The organism is Gluconobacter sphaericus (assembly GCF_016757795.1).
GTDB lineage: Bacteria > Pseudomonadota > Alphaproteobacteria > Acetobacterales > Acetobacteraceae > Gluconobacter > Gluconobacter sphaericus.
Genome location: NZ_CP068419.1, coordinates 2,774,084 through 2,794,616 on the forward strand (window position 1 = coordinate 2,774,084; position 20,533 = coordinate 2,794,616).

Below are 20,533 nucleotides of genomic sequence, written 5' to 3' on the forward strand. Positions count from 1 at the left end.
ACCGTCGTCTGCAATGTCTGTAATCTAGCATCACGCTGCCGTCAGGGCATCTACGCAAAAAGCTGATCGATCAGCTAACCCCTTGCGTGCAACCGCAAGGAAAGGCGTTCAGCCGCCCTCCGGAAGGCCAGAAAGAAATCCCGTTGGATGGAAACCTGGCCACCAGCCATACCAATAAAGCCCTCCACCATTCCATTCTGAAGCAAACCTTCGGAATGGACCAACATGCCGTCAGGATCTTCCATACTGCCTGAGGAAGGCGCATCACTTTCCTCGCGCTTGCGCAAATCCTGTTTCAGAATATCGCGCCAGTACACCTCGACCTTTTCAGAATAAAGACGTCCGTCCACGGTATAGGCTTCCATTGGCTTGCCCAGACCCATCATATAGCCGATTTCCACAGCTGTTCCCGGATCCATTTCCGGGGAACGACGGAACGGATCAATACAGAACAGCCCCGCAACGCAGCGGTCCATCAGATCACGATCCGCACAGACAAACGCAAGAATGGTTTCGCGACCAGGCGGCAGAAGGCGCGCCTCAACTTGACCGTCAAAGGGTGCCACGCCCTCCAAGCCATACTCTGCACAGATCGACTTCAGTTTTGCGAAAAGGGCGAGGGCTTCCGAACGAAACACCAGATCGCCCGCCAGATAAACTGGAATAAGATTTTCTGACATAAATCCAAGCCTTTCTCCGACCATGAAGAAAGCCTGATAAGGCAGACCCATTCAATGGATCAACGGACAGCTTCCAAAGAACTGAATTTCATATTTTTTGAGATCGCACTGGCGGAGGGGATGTCTTCTATAATAATGGTTTAAGTATCTGTATTATAGTAATATTTCTGAAAGAAATATATTTTTATACCACACAATAACCCACATCAATTCATTGTAGCGAAGGTGTGCAGATATCTCCCGAAAATTTTCTTGACGCAGTTCTTATTGTTGCATATCAAAGAAGATGCTTACGCGTATGGTGAAAAACCAATTCGCCGTCTGGCGTTTCGCCGGACTTCAAATCATTGGTAGGTTTCTTTGCCGAGGACGAACTGTAGGTCTCACCGACCTTCGGTCGCTCCGCTCGGTGAGACCTACAGTTCGTCCTCGGCTTAGGTAAGCAATGTTTTGCCGAAATTTTGATATACCTCATTTATACGAGGTGCTTGATACCAAAGCGCTTCGTGTAAATTTTCCTACATCGCATATTTTCCTTTGCGGAGGCCCCTGCAACGATCTGAATACAGTTCAGTCGTTTCGGGCGGCTTTTCTAAAAATTGCGTATGATAAGCCCTTTGATCAATACGATATACTCATAGCGGAAGATGTTACCCGCGATTTCCAAGCCAGCTCCGAAACGTATGATGATTTATTGTCACTAGAGTCGGATCTAGCACAAATATCTCAACTTATACTTTTGTTTTCAGAGAGTTATGGTAGCGCCGCAGAATTGGGTGCCTTTTGTATTGAAAAAAATATCGCTTCAAGGCTCTTAGTGGTTATTTCTGAAGAGAATTATGAAGAAAATTCCTTTGTGAAGTTAGGTCCCCTAAGTCACTTGGGAAAAAATTACACACAGTCAGCGGTATATGTAATACCCAACGAAGTCGCCACAGTATGTATAAAAACAAATATACCTAAAATAACTTCTGATGTTAATTTTAAAAACGAAATGAGCTCCGCTATAGGTGGTCGTATAAGAACAATAGTGTCAAATACAACATTTGATAAAGAAAAAAAAGGTCACATGATATTGTTGATTTCTGGAATAATACAACAATATGGAGCCCTAACAAAAGACGAGATAGAGATAATTTTATTTTATATGATTGGATTAGAAATCGGATCTATCGATGTAAATAAATGCTTATTTTGTGCTTCCCAACTAAAGTGGATTGAAAAAAAGCGATCTGGAGGGTTCGAAAAACCCGCTGGTTTTGAAATCAGCTCTGTGATTCCATTCGTCCGGTTCTGACTGAGGGAATGGCGCTATGAAACAGGCGGGATTTTTTGACGTTGAAGAGCGACTTGCTCGATTGAGCGGGCTTGGTGATCAGCTTGAAGCATTTTCCCGGACTGTGGATTTTGAAGTGTTCCGTCCTGACCTGGAGCAGGCTCTGGCCTATTCAGACGGAAGCAAGGGCGGGCGACCGCCGTTCGATCCAGTGTTGATGTTCAAAATCCTGGTGATCCAGACGCTGAACAATCTGTCCGATGAACGGACTGAGTATCTGATCAACGATCGCCTGTCGTTCATGCGCTTCCTTGGCCTGGGGCTTTCAGATCGTGTTCCTGATGCCAAAACGGTCTGGCTGTTCCGTGAACGCCTGACCCAGGCGGGAGCGATCGAGGGTCTGTTCAATCGCTTTGATACAACCCTGCGCAGTGCTGGTTATCTGCCGATGTCGGGTCAGATCCTGGATGCAACGCTGGTGGCTGCTCCAAAGCAGCGCAACACGAACGCCGAGAAAGCCGATCTCCGGGCAGGCCGTATTCCCGAAGACTGGCAGGACAAGCCGTCAAAGCTGTCGCACAAGGATCGCCATGCGCGCTGGACACTGAAGTTCACCAAAGCAAAGCGGCAGGATGATGGGACGATCCCGTCAACGGATCTTGCCATTCCGTTCTTTGGCTACAAATCACATGTTTCCATCGACCGGAAGTATCGGTTCATCCGGAAATGGAAGACAACGGATGCCGCCGCCAGTGATGGTGCGCGATTGAGAGAAGGGCTGCTGGATAAAACCAATACGGCCTCAAGCGTTTGGGCGGACACGGCGTATCGCTCAAAAGCCAATGAAGATTTCATGGAAAAGCAGGGCTTTGTCTCAAAGGTTCACAGGAAGAAGCCGCATCTCAAACCCATGCCACTCCATATCCAGCGGTCCAATGCAGGAAAGTCCGTGATCCGATCCCGCGTCGAGCATGTCTTTGCTGACCAGAAATCGCAAATGGGTCTGTTCGTCCGAACTGTCGGTATCACCCGGGCCACCATGAGGATCGGACTGGCCAATATTGTCTACAACATGCGCCGCTTCCTCTTCCTGGAGCGGATAAAGGCCGCCGGGTAGAAACCCAGAGCACAAATCCCTTGTTCTGCTCAAATCGCAGAGCGAAAACGATCTCAAGAACCGTCAATAAAATCGCCAAACCCCAGAAATTACAGGCCAAGCACATCAATCAACGGTTCTTCGATCCCTCCATCTGGATCGGAAGATTATTTTGTTTGTTTGGTTACAAAAATTATTCTTTCCTCCCCACAAAGGGGTGAATCTATAATGCCTGTTTTACGTTGGCGAACGCGCGTGCAAGAAACTTGGAAGGCATACGATGTGCCTAGGCATCGCGTTATCACGAGGGCGCGTTGAGAATGAAAAACCAGGCTCCTCATTCTATCACTGATAGATTCAATCGCTCTGCGATCGAAAATTTCGATTTGATCCAAATCCTTTCGGAGGAAACTGGCTTTTTGTCGTCTGACATTAAGCGGATTATCCACTCGGCTCCTAAAAGCTACAAAACCTATGAAATTCCCAAGAGAACTGGAGGAAAAAGGATCATATCTCAACCTGCACGTGAAGTTAAAATTTTACAGAGAGTTATTATAGAGAAGGTTCTTTCTCATTTGCCTATTCATCAATTTGCAACCGCATATAGACCAGGCATTTCAATATTAAATAATGCGCTTCCCCATAAAGGAGCAGGAAGATCCATACTCAAAATGGACTTTGAGAACTTTTTCCCATCTATTAAATCGCATGACTGGATTACTTATTGCGAGGAATTGGAAATTCTTTCTAACGAAGATCGCGCTTTAACAGCGAGCCTTTTTTTTAAATCTCAACCTCCTAAAAGAGGCCTGCGCCTAGCAATTGGCGCACCATCTTCACCAATACTATCTAATATTTTAATGTATGAATTTGACAAAAAAATAGAAAAAGAAATATATGGAAAGGAAATTATCTATACTCGATATGCTGATGATTTAACTTTTTCTTCAGAAAGAACCGGGTATTTGTTAGATGTGAGATCTATAGTTCGAAAAGCTCTTATGGAAATAAAATATCCAAAATTAAAAATAAACAAGGAAAAAACCAAATACTTCACTTCAAAGTATAGAAGGTCTGTTACAGGTCTAGTTCTAACCAATCAAGGAGAAGTTTCCCTGGGGAGAGATAAGAAAAGATCCATTTCCGCAGGAATACATAATGCTCTTAATGGAAAATTAAATGATGAGGAAATGAAATCTTTGTCGGGATATCTTGCCTATGCCAATTCGGTAGAGCCTAATTTTTTAAAAAAAATGTCTGAAAAATATGGGGATGACATAATGAAAACTTTAAAGAAATTTGGTAACCCTGAGGTAAATATTAAAATTTAATCCATGGTTAAGTATTTGTTTTTTTGATGGAGACTTGGCGATGTGGATAAATAGATAGCCGCCTTAGTGCTTTCTTGGAGTTTCTGAAGCATTTTCGAGCGGTCATCCGTGTACAGCACGCTTTCTGCTTTGGCCCGCGAGAGCGCCACATAGAAGCTCTTCTGCTCTAAAAGATGTGTGGCCGAGCTCTGCGCATTAGCAAACACCCGATCCGCTGTGCGCCCCTGAGCGGCAAAGGCGGTGGACACATAAGCATGAGAGAGATGCCGGTCCCGTGTACTCTTCAGGTTGATCGTCTCTATCCGGTTGCCCTGAAGCTTAACGCGGGCAAAGCCTTGGCTTGAGTCGATTGCGGTCACCTCTCCAAGCTGCCCGTTCACACGCTTTGCCGCCTTGTCGTTCCGTGTAAACTGCACCCGGTCCCCCACGCGAAGCTCCAACGCTTCCTCGCGATAGACTTGAGCTTGTGCCGCTCCCCATTGCCGAGGGTGCCAGGCAAGCTCTCGTCCGCGCTCATCTTGAAGCATGAGCGTATTTCTTGCCTCATCTGCCTGGATGACCCGATAGGCGTTATGCCGAGAGACGCCCTTATCGGCGTAATCCTTCGCAAAGCGCACAATATCGCCGAGCTCATAACTCTCTGCCCGCTTGGCCTCTGCTTTGGTGAGGTCCTTGGACACGAACTTCGTCGCGTCGAGAGCCTCAGCGCCAAGTTGACCGTATGCGATCAGCTGTTTCCGAATGTCCTGGGTCAGAGCGTCCCGTCCTTCTCGTGAGGGTTCAATGACCAGAGTTTTCTGGCGCTCCTCGGTGCTGAGAGCAGCATAGTCCGCAGCAATCTGCGCAAACCGGGCTTCACGACCGGCAATCTCCACTACACGCCCGCCGCCGCGATCCAGCGCCTCCAAAGCCTTCTTGGCGTTCCCCTCCAAACTCGCCTCGACGGCCGCCTTCGTATGCTCATTGGTCTGGCGCAAGATCGTCGTCAGCTTGGCCGTTTCCATGCCTGCCTCTTGGAGTTGCTCAAAGGCGGCTCCCGCTTCAATGGAGCCAAGCTGTTTGATATCTCCCACCAAGAGCACACGCGCCCGATGGCTGTGCGCTGTACTCAACAGCTTCGCCATATCCTTTGCGGAGACAAGCGACGCCTCATCGACAATCCACAGCTGAGGCTGGGAGGTCTGGCGCCCCGGTGCCAGAAGATGACGCGCCAAAGTATCGGCCCGACTGTCGAGCGCATCCCCCAGCACCTGCGCGGCTGAGGCGGTTGGGGCCAGGGCTGTGACGCGATAGCCTTGCGCTTCAGCGTTCTTCGCAACCGTTGCCAAAACCGTCGATGTTTTAGCTGTGCCTGCGTAGCCTTGGAGTCCAACGATCTGATGGGGACTTGTGAGGATCTGCGAGGTCGCGGCACGCTGCTCCTCATTCCAGGCGTGTCCTTTAAGGGCTGAGCGTTGTTCGGCTTGAGCTACGGCTTTGCCAGCCTCTAGGGGAGAGAGGATGGGCGCGGCTTTGTGCCGTCCGTCCTCTTCAAGTCGCAAGAGCGTCATCTCATGGGCGATATTGGCCGCCGTCGTCATGCCCTCAAAGGCGGCACCCCGATAATCAAGATAGGTCCGCCTCTCTAGCCCTCCAGCCGTCTCAGCCCGCGTGATCGCCTCAGCAATCTCGGCCTGACTGACCGTGCCGAGCCCAAAACGTCCTGCCACCTCATGCAGCGCTGTCGTGGCAAAGACAGAATTACGCTCGCCCAGCATCGCCGCCCCTTGAGCAACAGCCTGATCCGCCAACAGCTCCCGACCAAACGCGTTGGAACTCTCTTGACCGGCTTGCGCCGCCAGGCGCCCCTGAGCTTCTGCCACAAGCTGACGACGCTTTTCTTCTGTCAGTCCGGCTGAGTCTGCGGCCTCTCTCCATGCCTGAACGAGTTCAGCCTGGGGCACAGCCTCTTTGGCTTGGCGGGTATCCAGCGCGATCGTCTGTTTTTCGGCTGCACTGGCCTGAGCACGCGACTTCCCACGCTCCGCCAGTTGCGCCTCGATCGCCTGCGCTCTTTGGCTAAATGTCTCCAGGCTCTCAGGAGAGAGACCGGCAATCTCAAAGCTCGAATCTTTGCCTTTGGTGATTTCATAACCCAGCTCTGTCACCTCATGCGCCAATTCCTGGCGATAAAGCGCCCCAAGCTGCTTCTGGAGTTGATACAGAGCACGGGGCTCTAAACTCCGCCAATGGCCGTCCTGGTCCTGCGTCATGTTCAAAATGACATTGTGGCTGTGGAGCTGCGGATCGAGTGCGCGGCTGGTCCCATGCCGGAAACTTGCAATCACAAGATTCTGCGTCACTTCACGGCGGACTTCTCCATCTTCCCGGATGCGGGTTGCTGCCAAGTGTTGCTCGGCAAGGGCAAGAGTGCGCTGGACCGCCGCCTCATGAGCTTCAATCAGGCGACGATCGCCTGCTACTTCCGCCATGATCGATACGGACTTCGGTGCGCTAAAGGTTAGATCCCATCCAGGACGATGGCCCCATTCTCCATCGCGCTGCGTGCCCAGGCGCTGATCTTTTGCGATCTGTCCATGAAGGAGGCGTGTAAACGCCTCCTGATCGACTTCTCCAGAGAGGCCGAGCTCAGCCGCACCTTTTCCCAGCCAAACGGACGGCGCCGTGCCATCCTCCGAATAATAGTCATCGGCCTCATAATAGGCGCTGGCTTGCGCCGCATTGGTCAGCCCGGAAACGGTCGCCACCATCAGACTGGCCCCCGATCACGCGCGGGTTTGGGTGGAACGGCTGATGTCGGTTTTTGCGCCTTCTTGGATGGCGTTTTCTCAAGGGCGGCTTCATCACGCACAGCATTCTGTCGGTCTTGTTTGCCCCAGAATGTTTTGGCGGGGTCGATCGCTTCAAAAGCTGCGGCTTTTGGAGCGCCACGGGCCGAAATGTGGTCTGTGCTGAGTGCGATTTGAGCCACTGGCAAGCCATCCGGGAGGAGCAGATAGCCGCGCCCAGGTGGCAGGCGGAATTGGCTCTCCATCACAGCAGGCCGGACCTCCCGCCGAGAGCTCAGGGTGATCTGGGGTTTGCGGGTCTTGGTATCCATCACGCCTGAGACAGTTTGGATCTCCACCTCGACCTTGCCGATTGTAGCAGAGGCGCGCTCTCGGCTTTCTGTATCTGAGAGCTGGAGAAACAGCTTTGTGTTGCAATTGCCCAAAATGGCCTGGGCATCTTGCTCACCATATCGGCTGCGCATCTGTCCGATAGTCTGAAAGGTCAGAATGACCGCAGCTCCGAACTGTCGGCCTTGGGGCAAGAGGCGCGTCATATTGTCAACGCGAGGAAGATCGGGGAACTCGTCGAGCACAAACCACAAGCGCCGCGTGTTCGAGGGTGGTAAAGCCAGTGTCGCCGAGGCCGCGCATTCGAGCCAAAGCGCCATGAGCGGTTTGACCGCTTCGAAGTAGTCTTCCTTGCGCGGCACAAAGACCCACGGCGCGCGTGTTCCGCCTTTGTGCTTGTCCAGGCTGCGAAAGAAGGTAGCAAAGGAGAAGCGTGTCGCGCCCGGTTCAGGCTCCGCCCGCAGGAACATCAGAAGGTTAACGGCCTTGGCGAGCATGAAGAGCACGCTGGCTGTGGCGCGTTCTGCATCCTGGGCAAAAGTGCGTGCTGAGGAGGTATGCGCCAGCCAGCGGCCCAGCTCCTCGCTCGTCATATATTGCAGCGCTTCGATCAGCGCGGTCGGTGTTCCGCGTTGTTCTTCCCAAAGCTGGCGCAAGATATTGGCGACCAGGATGCGCGCCGTCTCCAACCAGACATCCCGATCCCGGTGGCCGGTTTCGTTGATCAGGTAGCGTGCAAGACGTGCTGCATCCGCCGGGTGATGGATCTCGTCGAAGAGATTCCAATAAACCCCACGGGCATCAAAGGGGCTGAGGATGATGTCGCCCCGCACAGAGTTATAATACTGAGCGACGAAACTGCCGGAGATGTCATAGACGATCGCAGGCTCGCCACGGGCTTCGATGCCGTCGAGCATCTGACGCATGGCTGTGGTCTTGCCGGACCCTGTCGAACCATCTAGCTCGAAATGGCGGGTTTCAAAACCGCGCGGGATCGGCACTGATCCGATGAAGAATGGCGCTGGGTCATCGGGGTTGGTCGTGGCCTTAGCGAGCGCTTGGGCTGAGACCAGTTGCGTGCCGCTGATATAGCGATCTGCCAGCTCAGCAGCGGCTTTGTGCTGGCGTTTGTCTTTGGTCAGCCAAAGACCCGCAATTGCGGCGCCGCCACCCAAAATCAGGCCGATCGCAATGCGCTCCATCAGGCCAATCATGCGCACCCGGAGCCAAGGCTCGCTCAGAACCTCTTGCGCGCCGGTGTCGTAGGTTTTGTCCTCAATAATGACGCGCATCGGAACGTCTTTGCCCGTCATCGCCATAACCGGACGTTGGGCTTCAGCACGCAAGAACGATCCTGACAGACGAAGCGTCTCCCGTGATGTCGTGGCGAGCCCGACTAAGAGTCCGCTTACAAGCGCCACGAACAAGATGATGACGAACCCCTGACGGGCGCGGGCGCCGCTCTCGGCGCGTCGAAGGGCGCGCAAAGCTTGGGCATGAGCACGTTGGTCGAGATCATTGCTCATGAGGCGTCTCCGGCATGAGAAAGCTGGCGCTGAAAGGCGGCCGTGATGTCATCACTGAGTTGGGTGTCATCGACACGGGCCGGAGCTGCGGCGCGGGCATAGACATAGGCTGCACACGCGACATAGAGCGTGCGTTCTGTGAGGCGCTCGACATGAGTAAGGCGCGCGCTGACGGCTCCAAGTTCTCGCGCGACCTCGTTGAGAAGCGGAGTTTGGCCGTGATTATCGATCACGCTCGCGAGTCCGCTACGCACGCAGAGCTGTAGGAGCGCATAAGGGGTCAGCTCGCGCGCCGCCGCGTGCTTGCGCAGAGCCTGATCGAGCGCCCTTGGCAGGCGCAAGGTGTGCTGCACGGTGCTCATGGCTGCACCTGCCCGTGTAGGCCATCCGCACTCTCGAAAAATCTAGGCGTGCGAATGTGTCGAACAGAACCGCCGGATGTGTAGGCGGATCGCACTCGGGAAAACCGGCCGTTAAAAGCCGCAGGCCAGTGCGTGGGGTGTGTTCTTCTTTCTGTGGCCCGAGACAACGTCTCGGGTCGGTCGAACGGGTGAGAGACAGGCTGTCGTTTAGACATGCTGACCTCCTTTGGATGAGGAGGTCGAATGGCGGCTCTTCTGTGTTTTGGCGGGTGTAGGCCGTGTCTCTAATGAGACTGGATGAAACACTGACGCCGTGTCGTCAAGAAGCTCGTCGAGATCGACGGTTGCACCCGGCGGATGACGTGGCTCGGGGGCAGGCTCACGTTCTTGATACTCCGCGACCCAATCGACGATCGTGCTTTCGATGGCGGTCTGGATCTGTTGGTCCAGGTCGTGGGCGTCTTCTGGCGATAAGCGAGCATCAAGCCCCGGTGTCTCAATAATCGCCCCTGTTGGGCGGTAGGCTTTGCCATGTTCCAGTAACGGGCCGGAGATGACGCAGGTCGATGTGGAGCCATGATAATAGGCCAGCGGGGGCCCGTCATAGCGGAACCAATGTGACGTGGCGCAACGGTAGCTCTCGCCGATTTTGTCGTCGGCAATCAGCTTCTCGATGATGGGGCCAACTCCCCGCAGAATACGGGCTGACGCTTTGACCGAAAGGGTCTGATCAGAGGCCGGTGATAGCCAGGACTGAAGGCGTGCAAAAGCACTCAGGAACACGGGCATGCGAGATCCTTTTCGCGTTCGAGGACGCAAATTCGTGGAAGGGTGAGAATGTTCGGGAGGTCTGAGGGGGCGCGGCGCTTAACGACGCAGGCGCCGCCTCAGGCCGTTAGCGATAGGATTGAGTTGGGAGGCTCTGGAGCCAGTGCTCGATATCGCCAGAGCGCCATCGGACGCGGCCTCCGCCGACCATAATCGGTAGCGGGATTTGGGAGCGCTTCATCAGGCGGTAAATGCTCGACCGGCTGCGATAGCCCGTCATGCGGAGCACATCGTCGATCGTGAGGAGAAGGTTTAGGTTCGTGTGTTGTGTCATCATGATCCGTTCCAAGTGATGGGGAACGGATCAAACCTAAATCGTGCGACTCAGCCTGCGTGAGCTTTTACCCAAGAAAATAGAAAGCCATACGGCGTAAAACGTAAGATGTTGGAATTTATATATTCTTATGCACAAAGCCATTGCGGATCGTCGCAAGAGCACGATCGCGTATCTTGTCGTAAGAATGGTTTTTTCCATTCCCTATGATCTTTTTGATCGTTTCCAGAGGCTTTGGATCACGACTGTCTGTCGTCCAAATCGTTTTGATCGTCCCTTGCTGCCTTGAACTTTCGAGGACACTGAGAACGTATTCAGCCAATTCGTCCAGGGTGTCTTTCGCCTTTTCATTTGGAAGATTCATAATGCTGCGGAGGACAATTTTGAGCTGCTCAGCCGCTTCGCCGATTTTATGGGTCTCCCGAATATAGGCTTCAATGAAGGCCTCGTGCCGATCTTTTGGAACCTCCGCAAACCAGCGCCCGGTTCGCTTTTCAACGGCATCTACCACCTTTTTGTGGCGCACAACTTTCTCGACCAATGCCTTCGATGTGTTGTTCCGGCTCTTCACGTCACAAGGCGGCTCAGACTTATCTGTCGGCCAAGGCAGTGACCCCGCAACGCGTCGGACCCAAACATCGCCATGATAAGCCGTCCGCCAATAACGATTAATCCAGCGGCGGCGCTCATTAAAGTCTGCACCAGAGAATAACAAAACCCACCAGCGGTTCTGAAAAACGTAGTTTGGAATGATACCTTGCGACGTTTTTGCTTCCCATTCACCCGATCGCAATGCAGCGATTAAGGGGCGCAACTCGGGAAAAGAACTTTCATCCGGCAGAGTAAAAAACGGGATGCGAGAGCGAGTAAAATGAATACGGTCGCACACGTATATTGAAAGAAAGAACACGCAGGCTGAAATTATAAAAACAAAAAATATGTTTTTATGAGAAGTTCTGTGAAATATCTCATTAAGAACAAATGCTAGCGTGGCTGCTAGAAGGAATATCGCTGAGAAAATTGAAACTAGATATCTAACAAAGAAAATATAAGCCATCTGAAGGATAGATGACTTCGAATAGTTTAATATTCGCCTTTTTCCGTCCGATGGACGATCAGGGTTTATAAAATATCCCCCAACGGTGAAGGCATTCTCCCACGGTGTGATCATGGCCCATTCCGCGCATTTCAGTTGAAAACCAGATCAACCTAAATGATTTATGATTTCGATTGCGAGCAAAACTGGGCCCAAGCCTCCATCATCACGCGTCGTTTATCGAGCAAGTTCCCTCGGCGATAAGCAGCTTCGACCTTGTTTCCGATCGCATGAGCCAAGGCCATTTCGGCGATATCGCCATCAAAGGTGGTTTCTTCTGCAACCCAGTCGCGGAAAGACGATCGAAAGCCATGCGGAACGGCTTCGATCTTGGCGTCTCGACAGATTTTAGTCAGCGTCATATCCGACAGGGGTTTCGCCCCTCGCTGCCCTGGAAAGACCAGAGGACTCCGCGCCTCCCGATAGGTCGCAGCTTTTCGCAATAGCGCGAGTGCGGGCGGTGAAAGAGGGATGACATGCTCCCGGCCTGCCTTCATGCGCTCAGCCGGAATCGTCCAAACGGCATTCTCGAAGTCGATCTCGTCCCACGTTGCCCCCCGGATCTCGCCAGAGCGTGTCGCCGTGAGGATCAAGACCGACAGGGCTAAGCGACCGATCGAGTCACCGTCTTGGAGATAAGACATAAATTGCGGCACCTCCGCGTAGGGAAGTGCTGCATGATGAACGGGCTTCACTTTAATTCTCGGGAGAGATTTGTCCATTGCCGCGAGGGGCAATGGTAAGGTTCGGTAACCTTTGCCAATGGCCCAATCGACGATGCTACCAATACGCTGGCGGACCCGGCGCGCTGTTTCGGGTTTCTCTAACCAGATGGGGGCGACAACATCGCGCGCATGATGTCCGTCGAGCTCTGAAATGGAGAGGTCACCAATGATGGGAAAGGCGTAGCGCTCCAGCGTGGACAACCACTGAGCGCGGTGCTTCTGATTTTTCCAGCTCGCCTTGTTCTCGGCGAAGACCAGAGAAACGGCCTCGCGGAATGTGGGAATACCTGCCTCTTTGCGGCGCTCCGAGACAGGATCAATTCCAACCTCGACCTGCATCCGTGTTTTAACGGCACGCTCTCTTGCGAGAGCCAAGGGTACTTTCTTGACGCTGCCTAAGCCGATATCCCGTCGCTTGCCGTTCTTCTGAACCCTGCAAACCCAGGATTTGCTCCCCGAAGGAGTCACAACGAGATAGAGCCCATCGCCATCTCCGTAGCGTCCGGGCTCTTTGGTGGCTTTTACAGAGGTCGCTGATAACCGGCCCATCTATTCCCACACTCCATACCACGCGTGATGTGGGATAGAGTGCAATTTGATGAGTCGGGATGCAACACGAAATAAGAGGATATCCGCAGAAATCCGCCATTTATGATGCGAGTTGAAACTGGATTGTAAAGGTGATTGGCGGAGGGGATGGGATTCGAACCCACGATACGACTTACATCGTATAACGGATTAGCAATCCGCCGCCTTCAGCCTCTCGGCCACCCCTCCGCTTTCTTACGCGGTTCACACGGCGTATGCAGGAGTGTTCTTAGGGGGTAACCGCATTGCGGTCAAACCCCCTAAGAACATTTTTTTTGCCTTACTCTGAAAGAAGTTTCTTTAGAGTTTCATTCACGAGGGCAGGATTACCCTTACCCTTCATGGCCTTCATCGTCTGACCAACAAAGAAGCCGAAAAGCTTGTCCTTGCCGCTCTTGTATTCCTCGACCTTGTCGCTGTTTGCCGCCAGGATTTCACGGATGGCGTTCTCGATTGCTCCGGTGTCAGTCACCTGACGCAGACCCTTGCGCTCGACGATGGCAGAAGCAGAATCACCCGTCTCGACCATGTCTTCGAGAACTTCCTTGGCGATCTTTCCATTGATCGTGGAATTGGAAATCAGACCCAGCAGTTCCCGCAGACCTTCCGCACTGACCGGGCTGTCCTCGATCGAACGGCCCGTACGATTCAATGCTGCGAAGAAGTCGCCCAGCATCCAGTTAGCTGCCAGACGGGCATCTGCACCACGCGCTACAGTCTCATAGAAATCCGCGACTGCCTGCTCGACGCAAAGCACGGACGACTCATATCGACTGACGCCGTATTCCTGCTCCAGACGCACACGCTTGGCTTCTGGCAGTTCCGGCAGAGCCGCCTTGAGTTCATCAACCCAGGACTGCTCGATCAGCAGCGGCAGCAGGTCCGGATCAGGGAAGTAGCGATAGTCATGCGCATCTTCCTTGCTCCGCAGGGAGCGGGTTTCGCCACGTACATGGTCGAACAGACGCGTTTCCTGATCGACGGTTCCACCAGCTTCCCAAACCTCGATCTGACGCTGCGCCTCGACCTCAATCGCCATCATCACAAAACGGATGGAGTTGACGTTCTTAATCTCGCAGCGCGTGCGATACTCGGTCTCACCCGGCTTGCGGACCGACACGTTCACGTCGGCGCGCATGGAGCCTTCTTCCATGTTACCATCGCAAGTACCGATATAACGCAGGATTTGGCGCAGCTTGCGCAGATAAGCACCGGCTTCCTCAGGCGAACGGATATCCGGCTCACTGACGATTTCCATCAGCGCAACACCAGCCCGGTTCAGGTCGATGAATGAGCGCGTCGGATCCTGATCATGGATCGACTTGCCCGCATCTTGCTCCAGATGAAGCCGCGTTACGCCGATTTCGCGCGTACTGCCATCGGCCAGATCAACCAGAACCTTGCCCTTGCCAATGATCGGATGGGCAAACTGGCTAATCTGATACCCGGTGGGCAGATCAGCATAGAAGTAGTTCTTGCGATCAAACCGGCTGAACAGGTTGACCTCAGCTTCAAGTCCCAGACCTGTGCGGACGGCCTGAGCAACACATTCCTGGTTCAGGACCGGAAGCATACCCGGAAAACCGGCGTCGACGAGGCTGACATGCGTGTTCGGCTCGCCGCCATATTCCGCCGAAGCGCCGGAAAAGAGCTTGGCCTCGCTGACGACCTGGGCATGAACTTCCAGACCGACAACGATTTCCCATTCGCCGGTGTTGCCGGTGATACGATAGCTCATGCCGACACTCCTGCATGAATGGTAGGTCTGTAATGGAATGCCGCAGCCTGCTCGATGGCATGACCAGCTGCAATCAGCGTCTCTTCATCAAAAAACTTACCGATGAGCTGTAATCCAAGCGGCACGCCACGCGCATCCAGACCAGCCGGGACAGACAGGGCAGGGACACCCGCCATGCTGGCCGGAACCGTGAATACGTCATTGAGATACATCTGCACTGGATCGCTCGGCTTCTCATCCTGCGCAAAAGCGCCGGATGGAGCTGTCGGCGTCAGAAGCACATCGACATTCTCAAACGCCTTAAGGAAGTCCTGCTGAATCAGCGTCCGAACCTTCTGTGCACGCAGGTAATAGGCATCGTAATAACCTGAGGACAGCACATGCGTTCCGATCAAGATGCGGCGTTTGACCTCATCACCGAACCCGGCGGCACGGCTGGCTTCATACAGGCCATCCAACGTCGGCGCACTGACGCGCTCACCAAACCGGACACCATCATAACGAGCCAGGTTCGACGACGCCTCGGCCAGAGCAGCAATGTAGTAGGTCGGCAGACCGTACTTCGTATGCGGCAGGGAAACCTCAACGATTTCCGCACCGGCATCTCGCAGCCAGTCCATACCCTGCTGCCAGAGCGCCTCGATCTCAGCTGGCATGCCCTCGACGTGATATTCCTTGGGAATACCAACGCGCAGACCTTTCACACCGCGCTTGAGCGCTGCTTCGTAATGCGGAACAGGAGTATCAACGCTCGTTGAGTCGCGTGGATCAAACCCGGCCATCGACTCAAGCAGAATGGCGCAGTCCTGAAGGTTACGCGCCATCGGACCAGCCTGATCCAGCGAACTTGCGAAGGCGATTGTTCCAAACCGCGAGCAGCGACCATAAGTCGGCTTGATCCCGGCAATACCCGTGAATGCTGCCGGCTGACGGATGGAGCCACCTGTATCCGTACCCGTAGCACCCAGAACGAGCCCAGCCGCTACAGCAGCTGCAGAACCACCCGAAGAGCCGCCCGGAACCAGCTTTACGTCAGACCCCTTGCGTTTCCAGGGATTTTCGACCGGGCCAAAGGCAGAGGTCAGGTTCGCAGACCCCATGGCGAATTCATCAAGATTCAGCTTACCAAGGAAAACAGCGCCATCCTTGAGCAGGTTGGCCGTTACCGTACTTTCGTAAGGCGGTACGAAATTGCCGAGGATCTTGCTGGCAGCCGTGGTACGGACACCATTCGTGCAGAACAGATCCTTGATGCCCAACGGAATCCCGCAAAGGCTGCCGCCTTCACCCTTGGCCAGAGCTTCATCGGAAACCTTGGCAGCCTCACGAGCCTGATCAGGAGTACGGGTAATGAAGCTGTTGAGCTGACCGTCCAGACGCTCGATCGCGTCAATATGGGCGTTCGTCAGCTCGACTGCGGAAATCTTGCGTGCCTTGAGCGCATCCCGGGCCGAAGCCAGCGTAAGATCATGAATGCTGGACATTATTCGACCACCTTCGGAACCGTATAGAATGGGCCTTCCCGCTCAGGGGCGTTGGAAAGAACCTTGTCACGGCAGTTGCCATCCGTAACGCGGTCTTCGCGCAGACGGGGCTTTGCGAGACCCGTGCCGATCATGGGGTCGACGCCCGTAACGTCCACTTCCTTGAGCTGCTCTACCCAATCGATGATGGAGCCCATATCCTTCCCGAGGGTTTCAACCTCTTCGGGCTGGAGACCAATCCTCGCCAGTCTGGCGATGCGCGTAACCGTTTTCGCGTCGAGCGACATGAATATTCCTGAACAAGAGGAAATTTTATGGTGGCTTTTCAGCCGTCAGGGGGATCATAACGCCGTGCTATGCCCCTGTTCAATCCACATGACCTCCGTAATCTTCTTCAGTCCGATCAACGCGTCCTCGGTCTCGACCCCGGATCGAAGACCATCGGCGTTGCCCTGACCGATGTCACACTCATTCTGGCATCACCTCTGATCGGCCTCAAACGCCGGAAATTGAGCGAAAATGCGCAGGAACTGGCTAAGATCGTACGCACACAGGACGTAGGAGCCCTGGTCGTCGGATTGCCATTATCACTGGATGGATCTTTTGGCCCGGCGGCACGCGCCGCATCGGACTGGACACAGGCCCTGTCGGAAAAACTCGGGATTCCCGCAGGACTGTGGGACGAACGCCTATCCTCAAGTGCCGTCAACCGTTTCCTGATCAAGGATGCCGACATGACACGCGGGCGAAGAGCAGAGGTCGTCGACAAGATGGCCGCGGCTTATATGCTTCAAGGCTGGCTCGATTCATCACGCCCGGAATCGCCCGAAATCTTCTGATCTGACAGAAAAATTTCTTCGGATCAGACGCCTTTGCTTCCAATCAAGGCGGAGCGTGACGATGTATCGGCTAGGACGCGGAGCCATATTTGGGCCGTCATGGCACCCATAAACAGACAGAACAGGAACTTCATGATCTTTCTCCAATCATGAAGTTAAAACGAACCATATTGGTCCGGGTTTTCCGGCGGACAATTTCAAATTGTAAAGGGGACTGTGACGTGATGTTTCGTGTGTTGATCATGACGCTTTTTCTGGGACTGTCAGCTTGCGCTCACGACCCCGAGGACGGGAGCGCCCCCGTCAGCCAACACCATCCATTATCTCACGGGGCCTATGCAGGCGTTGGTAGCGGCTGGTCCGGATACTGATCAGCGCTGTCGCCAGGCCAGCCGGACCGGCATGGCGCGATAGGACGCAAGATCCCGCCGCCCTCTTACTGGCAAAACACTCCCCACCTGACCAACTGCATGGTGAATTATACGGGGTGGAGGCGCATAAGACACCATGTGAACCGATGGCATCGTTTCCATACGCGATGCAGAACGCTCGGAAAATCCGGCCTGTCTGTTTAGTGCGAAAGAAGGTGCGGGCCTGGCACTTGGAAGTTTGGCCTGCAACCCTGACGCGGTCATGATCAGCTGTGGAAGAAAATCAGGCGGTCTGTAGCTGTCGGGCTGCCCGTTCCAGATAGCCAGAACATGACGGGCATAATCGGCGCCAAGAGCCGGGGTGAGGGAGTGATAAGCAGCCGTCGCGGCTGGCCAACCCTGAAGCTGGTTGTGCAGTCCAGACAGAAAACGGGCCCCGTAGCGGGCATTGCTGTAGGGATCGAAAGCATCTTCGAGCGAGAAAAATGCATCGGGATGATGGCGCAGATTGATCTGCATGCAGCCCACATCGATCGAAACGATCCCATTCGCCTGAAAATCACGGACCGCCGCGATGGCTTCCTCCCTGCTTTCGTAGAAGTAACCTTTTCCAGCCGCATTGACGGTCCACGGCCATGCCACGGTCGCAGTACCATTTGGATCTCGCCGGCCGCTCTCCACGCGACTGATGGCATCCAGAAGGCGGGGTGGGATTCCGGCCTGCTGCTCGGCAGCGTGCACTGCCATCTTACAGACAGATGACGCATCATAAGCCCGCGCAACCGATACGCCAGAAAGCGTCATGACAAAGCCAAGGAGGAGAACTTTCCCGATCATTATCCTGTTTATAATCGGGAAAGGTAAAAAAAACGGTTATACCTGCAACTTTACCGAACAAGCGGTTTGCAGACCTCCGACAGCCACGCAGCTACATCCGGCTCGACATGCGGTGAAACCCGTGCCTGAACTTCTGCATGATAGGCGTTCAGCCAGTTCAGTTCCGCATCGTTGAGAAGGGCGACATCGATCAGTCTGTAGTCAATTGGCGTATAGCTCAGGATCTCGAACTCCAGAAACGTACCCTTGCTGCCCTTGAAAGAAGAAGGCCGCACCAGCATCAGGTTTTCGATCCGAATTCCATACTGTCCTGGTTCATAATAACCAGGCTCATTGGACACGATCATGCCGGCTTCAAGGGACACCGGGCGCGGGACAGGGGAAATATTCTGCGGGCCTTCATGGACCGACAGATAACTCCCGATTCCATGTCCGGTACCATGATCGTAGTCCATACCGACCTGCCACAACGCCGCACGCGCCAAAACGTCCAGCCGATGACCGGTCGTGCCAGACGGAAAGCGGATGCGGGAGAGGGCGATATTGCCCTTCAGGACACGTGTGAATGCTTCACTAACATGAGCCGGCGGCTCCTGATCGCCCACCCAGAGCGTGCGAGTAATATCGGTCGTACCAAACGGATATTGCCCGCCGCTGTCGATCAGATACACACTTCCAGCTTCAAGAATCCGATCGTGACCAACCTGTGCCCGGTAATGGGGAAAGGCACCATTCGGGCCGACGGCGGAAATGGCGTCGAAGCTCTGTTCTCGGTAATCGGTAGATTGGGCACGCAGACCATCCAGCCGAGTGACGAGATCCGTCTCGTGCTGGCCGATCCCCGATACTGTCAGGGAATGCAGGAAACGGGCCATCGCCACACCATCAAGAGCATGAGCTTTCCGTGCACCGTCCTGCTCTATGGTGTTCTTGATGGCTTTGGGCAGTGTGCAGGGATCGGTTCCATCCACAACCGTCGCACCGGCAGCGGCAAGCGTGGTGTCGAACCATACAGCTGTCGTAACCGGATCCACCCGCACGGTCCTGCCCTTGAGGGCCTCAAGCCGATTCGCCAGATCCGCCGGCGAACAGACTGTCACACCAGGGCCACAGACCTCCAGCACACCCTCCGACAGACGATCGGATGAGACGAACCATTCTGCCGTCCCGTCCGCGTGCAGGATCGCATAGCCATGCGCTACGGGGGTGAGGGGAACGTCACTGCCACGGATGTTCAGAAGCCAAGCCAAGGAGGTGCAATCCGCAATGACAGCTGCATCCTGCCCTGCCTTGCGCAGAGCATCGCCAAGACGCCTGCGCTTGTCCGCGCTGATTTCTCCCGAAAATTCCAGCGTCTGCGGCACCACCGGACCAGCTGGCGCCGCAGGACGATCCGTCCAGGCCTGATCAATGGGATTACGTGACAACGGGACAAGCTCCACGCCAGCTATCTGCCACGACGCCAGCATGGACCGACTGACCAGACGCGGATCATAGGCGATTTTCAGCCCCTTCGCGTGCTCCGCCAGCCAGTCGGAAAGCGGTTCCAGCGCGACATGACGACGCTCCCACAGGTCATGGGGAACCTGCTCTTCCATCTGCACCGTATAACGCCCGTCGGAGAACACGGCGGCGACTTCCGGAAGGATCGCCGCCAGCCCCGCACTTCCCGTAAAGCCCGTCAGCCAGGCCAGGCGCTCGGCGCAGGGAGCGACATATTCGCCGAGATATTCATCACCACGCGGGATGATGAAACCGTCAACGCCCAGCGCCTTACAGGCTTTGCGGACGAGGGCAGGGCGCTCGCTGAGCGGGATGGAGGACAGGGTCATGAAAAGTCCTTTTCCATAGTTGGAAAATCGTCAAGGCAGAGTGTCATAAACAGCAGATCCAGCCAGCGGCCGCGTTTGCGACCGACCTGCGGAAGCGTGCCACAATTGCGGAAACCAAACTCATCGTGCATCGCGACCGAAGCAGCGTTGTCCGCCGTAATTCCGGCCACCATGACATGAAAGCCCGCGTCCCTGGCGTGATTGATCAGGGCATGTAGAAGGCTGTTCCCGACACCCCGACGCTGGTGCGAGGAGGCAACATAAACAGAATGCTCAACAGTCCGTGCATAGCCTTCATAGGCCCGGAAAGAGCCATAGGAGCCATACCCTGCAACTTCGCCAGCCGTATCAACAGCGACTAACACCGGGTAGCCTTTTACCAGCCTATCCTCGAACCACTGACGCCGCTGCTCCAGCGTAAAAGGCGTCGTTATCCAGAGCGCATCGGTATTTTCAATGGCATCATTGGCTATCCGCAGAATAGCCGGCAGATCGTCAGGTCCAGCCTCCCGGATCAACGGCAATGATCCC

The 20,533-nt window shown here is 54.4% G+C and carries 18 protein-coding genes and 1 tRNA gene; 4 read left to right on the forward strand and 15 right to left on the reverse strand.

Annotated features, from left to right (window positions below):
• Positions 1–74: 74 nt before the first annotated feature.
• On the reverse strand, positions 75–680 hold the full coding sequence (locus IGS75_RS13100) for a nucleoside 2-deoxyribosyltransferase (protein ID WP_202257127.1): 606 nt from the start codon (positions 678–680) through the stop codon (positions 75–77).
• Positions 681–1,164: 484 nt separating this feature from the next.
• Between IGS75_RS13100 and IGS75_RS13105 the strand changes: the two genes are divergently transcribed.
• From IGS75_RS13105 to IGS75_RS13115, 3 genes are all read left to right on the forward strand, one after another.
• Positions 1,165–1,977: a retron St85 family effector protein gene (locus IGS75_RS13105; RefSeq protein ID WP_202257128.1), complete on the forward strand. Its 813-nt coding sequence runs from the start codon at positions 1,165–1,167 to the stop codon at positions 1,975–1,977.
• 16 nt (positions 1,978–1,993) lie between these two features.
• A complete protein-coding gene (locus IGS75_RS13110) occupies positions 1,994–3,073 on the forward strand; it encodes an IS5 family transposase (protein ID WP_202257129.1) in 1,080 nt (359 codons plus the stop codon).
• 299 nt (positions 3,074–3,372) lie between these two features.
• On the forward strand, positions 3,373–4,383 hold the full coding sequence (locus IGS75_RS13115) for a retron St85 family RNA-directed DNA polymerase (RefSeq protein WP_202257130.1): 1,011 nt from the start codon (positions 3,373–3,375) through the stop codon (positions 4,381–4,383).
• Here IGS75_RS13115 and mobF read toward each other — a convergent pair.
• The 11 genes from mobF to gatC all read right to left on the reverse strand — a co-directional run bounded on the left by mobF (position 4,380) and on the right by gatC (position 16,410).
• Complete coding sequence (gene mobF / locus IGS75_RS13120; RefSeq protein WP_237468858.1) at positions 4,380–7,133, reverse strand: MobF family relaxase; 2,754 nt, start codon at positions 7,131–7,133, stop codon at positions 4,380–4,382. The two genes, IGS75_RS13115 and mobF, sit on opposite strands and share 4 nt — an antisense overlap.
• Complete coding sequence (locus tag IGS75_RS13125) at positions 7,133–9,028, reverse strand: type IV secretion system DNA-binding domain-containing protein (RefSeq protein ID WP_237468867.1); 1,896 nt, start codon at positions 9,026–9,028, stop codon at positions 7,133–7,135. The genes mobF and IGS75_RS13125 overlap by 1 nt, the downstream gene beginning before the upstream one ends.
• Positions 9,025–9,390 (reverse strand): hypothetical protein, encoded by a 366-nt coding sequence (locus tag IGS75_RS13130; RefSeq protein ID WP_237468868.1) that lies wholly within the window; start codon positions 9,388–9,390, stop codon positions 9,025–9,027. Before IGS75_RS13130 ends, IGS75_RS13125 begins: the two co-directional genes overlap by 4 nt.
• A 207-nt stretch (positions 9,391–9,597) precedes the next feature.
• On the reverse strand, positions 9,598–10,179 hold the full coding sequence (locus IGS75_RS13135) for a hypothetical protein (RefSeq protein WP_202257131.1): 582 nt from the start codon (positions 10,177–10,179) through the stop codon (positions 9,598–9,600).
• 106 nt (positions 10,180–10,285) lie between these two features.
• A complete protein-coding gene (locus IGS75_RS13140; protein WP_237468870.1) occupies positions 10,286–10,495 on the reverse strand; it encodes a helix-turn-helix transcriptional regulator in 210 nt (69 codons plus the stop codon).
• A gap of 115 nt (positions 10,496–10,610) precedes the next feature.
• On the reverse strand, positions 10,611–11,663 hold the full coding sequence (locus tag IGS75_RS13145; RefSeq protein ID WP_202257132.1) for a hypothetical protein: 1,053 nt from the start codon (positions 11,661–11,663) through the stop codon (positions 10,611–10,613).
• A 47-nt stretch (positions 11,664–11,710) separates the two neighbouring features.
• Positions 11,711–12,862, reverse strand: a complete 1,152-nt coding sequence (locus IGS75_RS13150) for a tyrosine-type recombinase/integrase (RefSeq protein ID WP_202257133.1) — start codon at positions 12,860–12,862, stop codon at positions 11,711–11,713.
• 136 nt (positions 12,863–12,998) lie between these two features.
• Positions 12,999–13,090 (reverse strand) — tRNA-Ser (locus IGS75_RS13155).
• 91 nt (positions 13,091–13,181) lie between these two features.
• Positions 13,182–14,639, reverse strand: a complete 1,458-nt coding sequence (gatB, locus tag IGS75_RS13160) for an Asp-tRNA(Asn)/Glu-tRNA(Gln) amidotransferase subunit GatB (RefSeq protein ID WP_141351009.1) — start codon at positions 14,637–14,639, stop codon at positions 13,182–13,184.
• Positions 14,636–16,123, reverse strand: coding sequence for an Asp-tRNA(Asn)/Glu-tRNA(Gln) amidotransferase subunit GatA (gene gatA / locus IGS75_RS13165; protein ID WP_202257134.1), 1,488 nt, complete (start codon positions 16,121–16,123; stop codon positions 14,636–14,638). Before gatA ends, gatB begins: the two co-directional genes overlap by 4 nt.
• Positions 16,123–16,410 carry an Asp-tRNA(Asn)/Glu-tRNA(Gln) amidotransferase subunit GatC gene (gene gatC, locus IGS75_RS13170; protein WP_041112482.1) on the reverse strand — a complete coding sequence of 96 codons (288 nt, stop codon included), beginning with the start codon at positions 16,408–16,410 and terminating at the stop codon, positions 16,123–16,125. The genes gatA and gatC overlap by 1 nt, the downstream gene beginning before the upstream one ends.
• 69 nt (positions 16,411–16,479) lie before the next feature.
• Between gatC and ruvX the strand changes: the two genes are divergently transcribed.
• Entirely contained in the window at positions 16,480–16,962 is a 483-nt protein-coding gene (ruvX, locus tag IGS75_RS13175; protein ID WP_141351013.1) for a Holliday junction resolvase RuvX, read from the forward strand.
• A 371-nt stretch (positions 16,963–17,333) separates the two neighbouring features.
• On the opposite strand, the gene IGS75_RS13180 is transcribed toward ruvX, so the two are convergent.
• From IGS75_RS13180 to IGS75_RS13190, 3 genes are read right to left on the reverse strand one after another with little or no spacing between them, the layout of a single operon-like run.
• Positions 17,334–18,170 carry a lytic transglycosylase domain-containing protein gene (locus IGS75_RS13180; RefSeq protein ID WP_202257135.1) on the reverse strand — a complete coding sequence of 279 codons (837 nt, stop codon included), beginning with the start codon at positions 18,168–18,170 and terminating at the stop codon, positions 17,334–17,336.
• 50 nt (positions 18,171–18,220) lie between these two features.
• Positions 18,221–20,002 (reverse strand): aminopeptidase P family protein, encoded by a 1,782-nt coding sequence (locus tag IGS75_RS13185; RefSeq protein ID WP_141351017.1) that lies wholly within the window; start codon positions 20,000–20,002, stop codon positions 18,221–18,223.
• A complete protein-coding gene (locus tag IGS75_RS13190; protein WP_408876469.1) occupies positions 19,999–20,520 on the reverse strand; it encodes a GNAT family N-acetyltransferase in 522 nt (173 codons plus the stop codon). The genes IGS75_RS13185 and IGS75_RS13190 overlap by 4 nt, the downstream gene beginning before the upstream one ends.
• Positions 20,521–20,533 lie beyond the last annotated feature (13 nt).

Excerpts from the sequence above, each read along its gene's own strand:
- IGS75_RS13100 (WP_202257127.1), bottom strand. The coding sequence starts at position 680 with ATGTCAGAAAATCTTATTCCAGTTTATCTGGCGGGCGATCTGGTGTTT.
- IGS75_RS13110 (WP_202257129.1), top strand. The coding sequence starts at position 1,994 with ATGAAACAGGCGGGATTTTTTGACGTTGAAGAGCGACTTGCTCGATTG.
- IGS75_RS13115 (WP_202257130.1), top strand. The coding sequence starts at position 3,373 with ATGAAAAACCAGGCTCCTCATTCTATCACTGATAGATTCAATCGCTCT.
- mobF (WP_237468858.1), bottom strand. The coding sequence starts at position 7,133 with ATGGTGGCGACCGTTTCCGGGCTGACCAATGCGGCGCAAGCCAGCGCC.
- IGS75_RS13125 (WP_237468867.1), bottom strand. The coding sequence starts at position 9,028 with ATGAGCAATGATCTCGACCAACGTGCTCATGCCCAAGCTTTGCGCGCC.
- IGS75_RS13130 (WP_237468868.1), bottom strand. The coding sequence starts at position 9,390 with ATGAGCACCGTGCAGCACACCTTGCGCCTGCCAAGGGCGCTCGATCAG.
- IGS75_RS13135 (WP_202257131.1), bottom strand. The coding sequence starts at position 10,179 with ATGCCCGTGTTCCTGAGTGCTTTTGCACGCCTTCAGTCCTGGCTATCA.
- IGS75_RS13140 (WP_237468870.1), bottom strand. The coding sequence starts at position 10,495 with ATGATGACACAACACACGAACCTAAACCTTCTCCTCACGATCGACGAT.
- IGS75_RS13145 (WP_202257132.1), bottom strand. The coding sequence starts at position 11,663 with ATGATCACACCGTGGGAGAATGCCTTCACCGTTGGGGGATATTTTATA.
- IGS75_RS13150 (WP_202257133.1), bottom strand. The coding sequence starts at position 12,862 with ATGGGCCGGTTATCAGCGACCTCTGTAAAAGCCACCAAAGAGCCCGGA.
- gatB (WP_141351009.1), bottom strand. The coding sequence starts at position 14,639 with ATGAGCTATCGTATCACCGGCAACACCGGCGAATGGGAAATCGTTGTC.
- gatA (WP_202257134.1), bottom strand. The coding sequence starts at position 16,123 with ATGTCCAGCATTCATGATCTTACGCTGGCTTCGGCCCGGGATGCGCTC.
- gatC (WP_041112482.1), bottom strand. The coding sequence starts at position 16,410 with ATGTCGCTCGACGCGAAAACGGTTACGCGCATCGCCAGACTGGCGAGG.
- ruvX (WP_141351013.1), top strand. The coding sequence starts at position 16,480 with ATGCCCCTGTTCAATCCACATGACCTCCGTAATCTTCTTCAGTCCGAT.
- IGS75_RS13180 (WP_202257135.1), bottom strand. The coding sequence starts at position 18,170 with ATGATCGGGAAAGTTCTCCTCCTTGGCTTTGTCATGACGCTTTCTGGC.
- IGS75_RS13185 (WP_141351017.1), bottom strand. The coding sequence starts at position 20,002 with ATGACCCTGTCCTCCATCCCGCTCAGCGAGCGCCCTGCCCTCGTCCGC.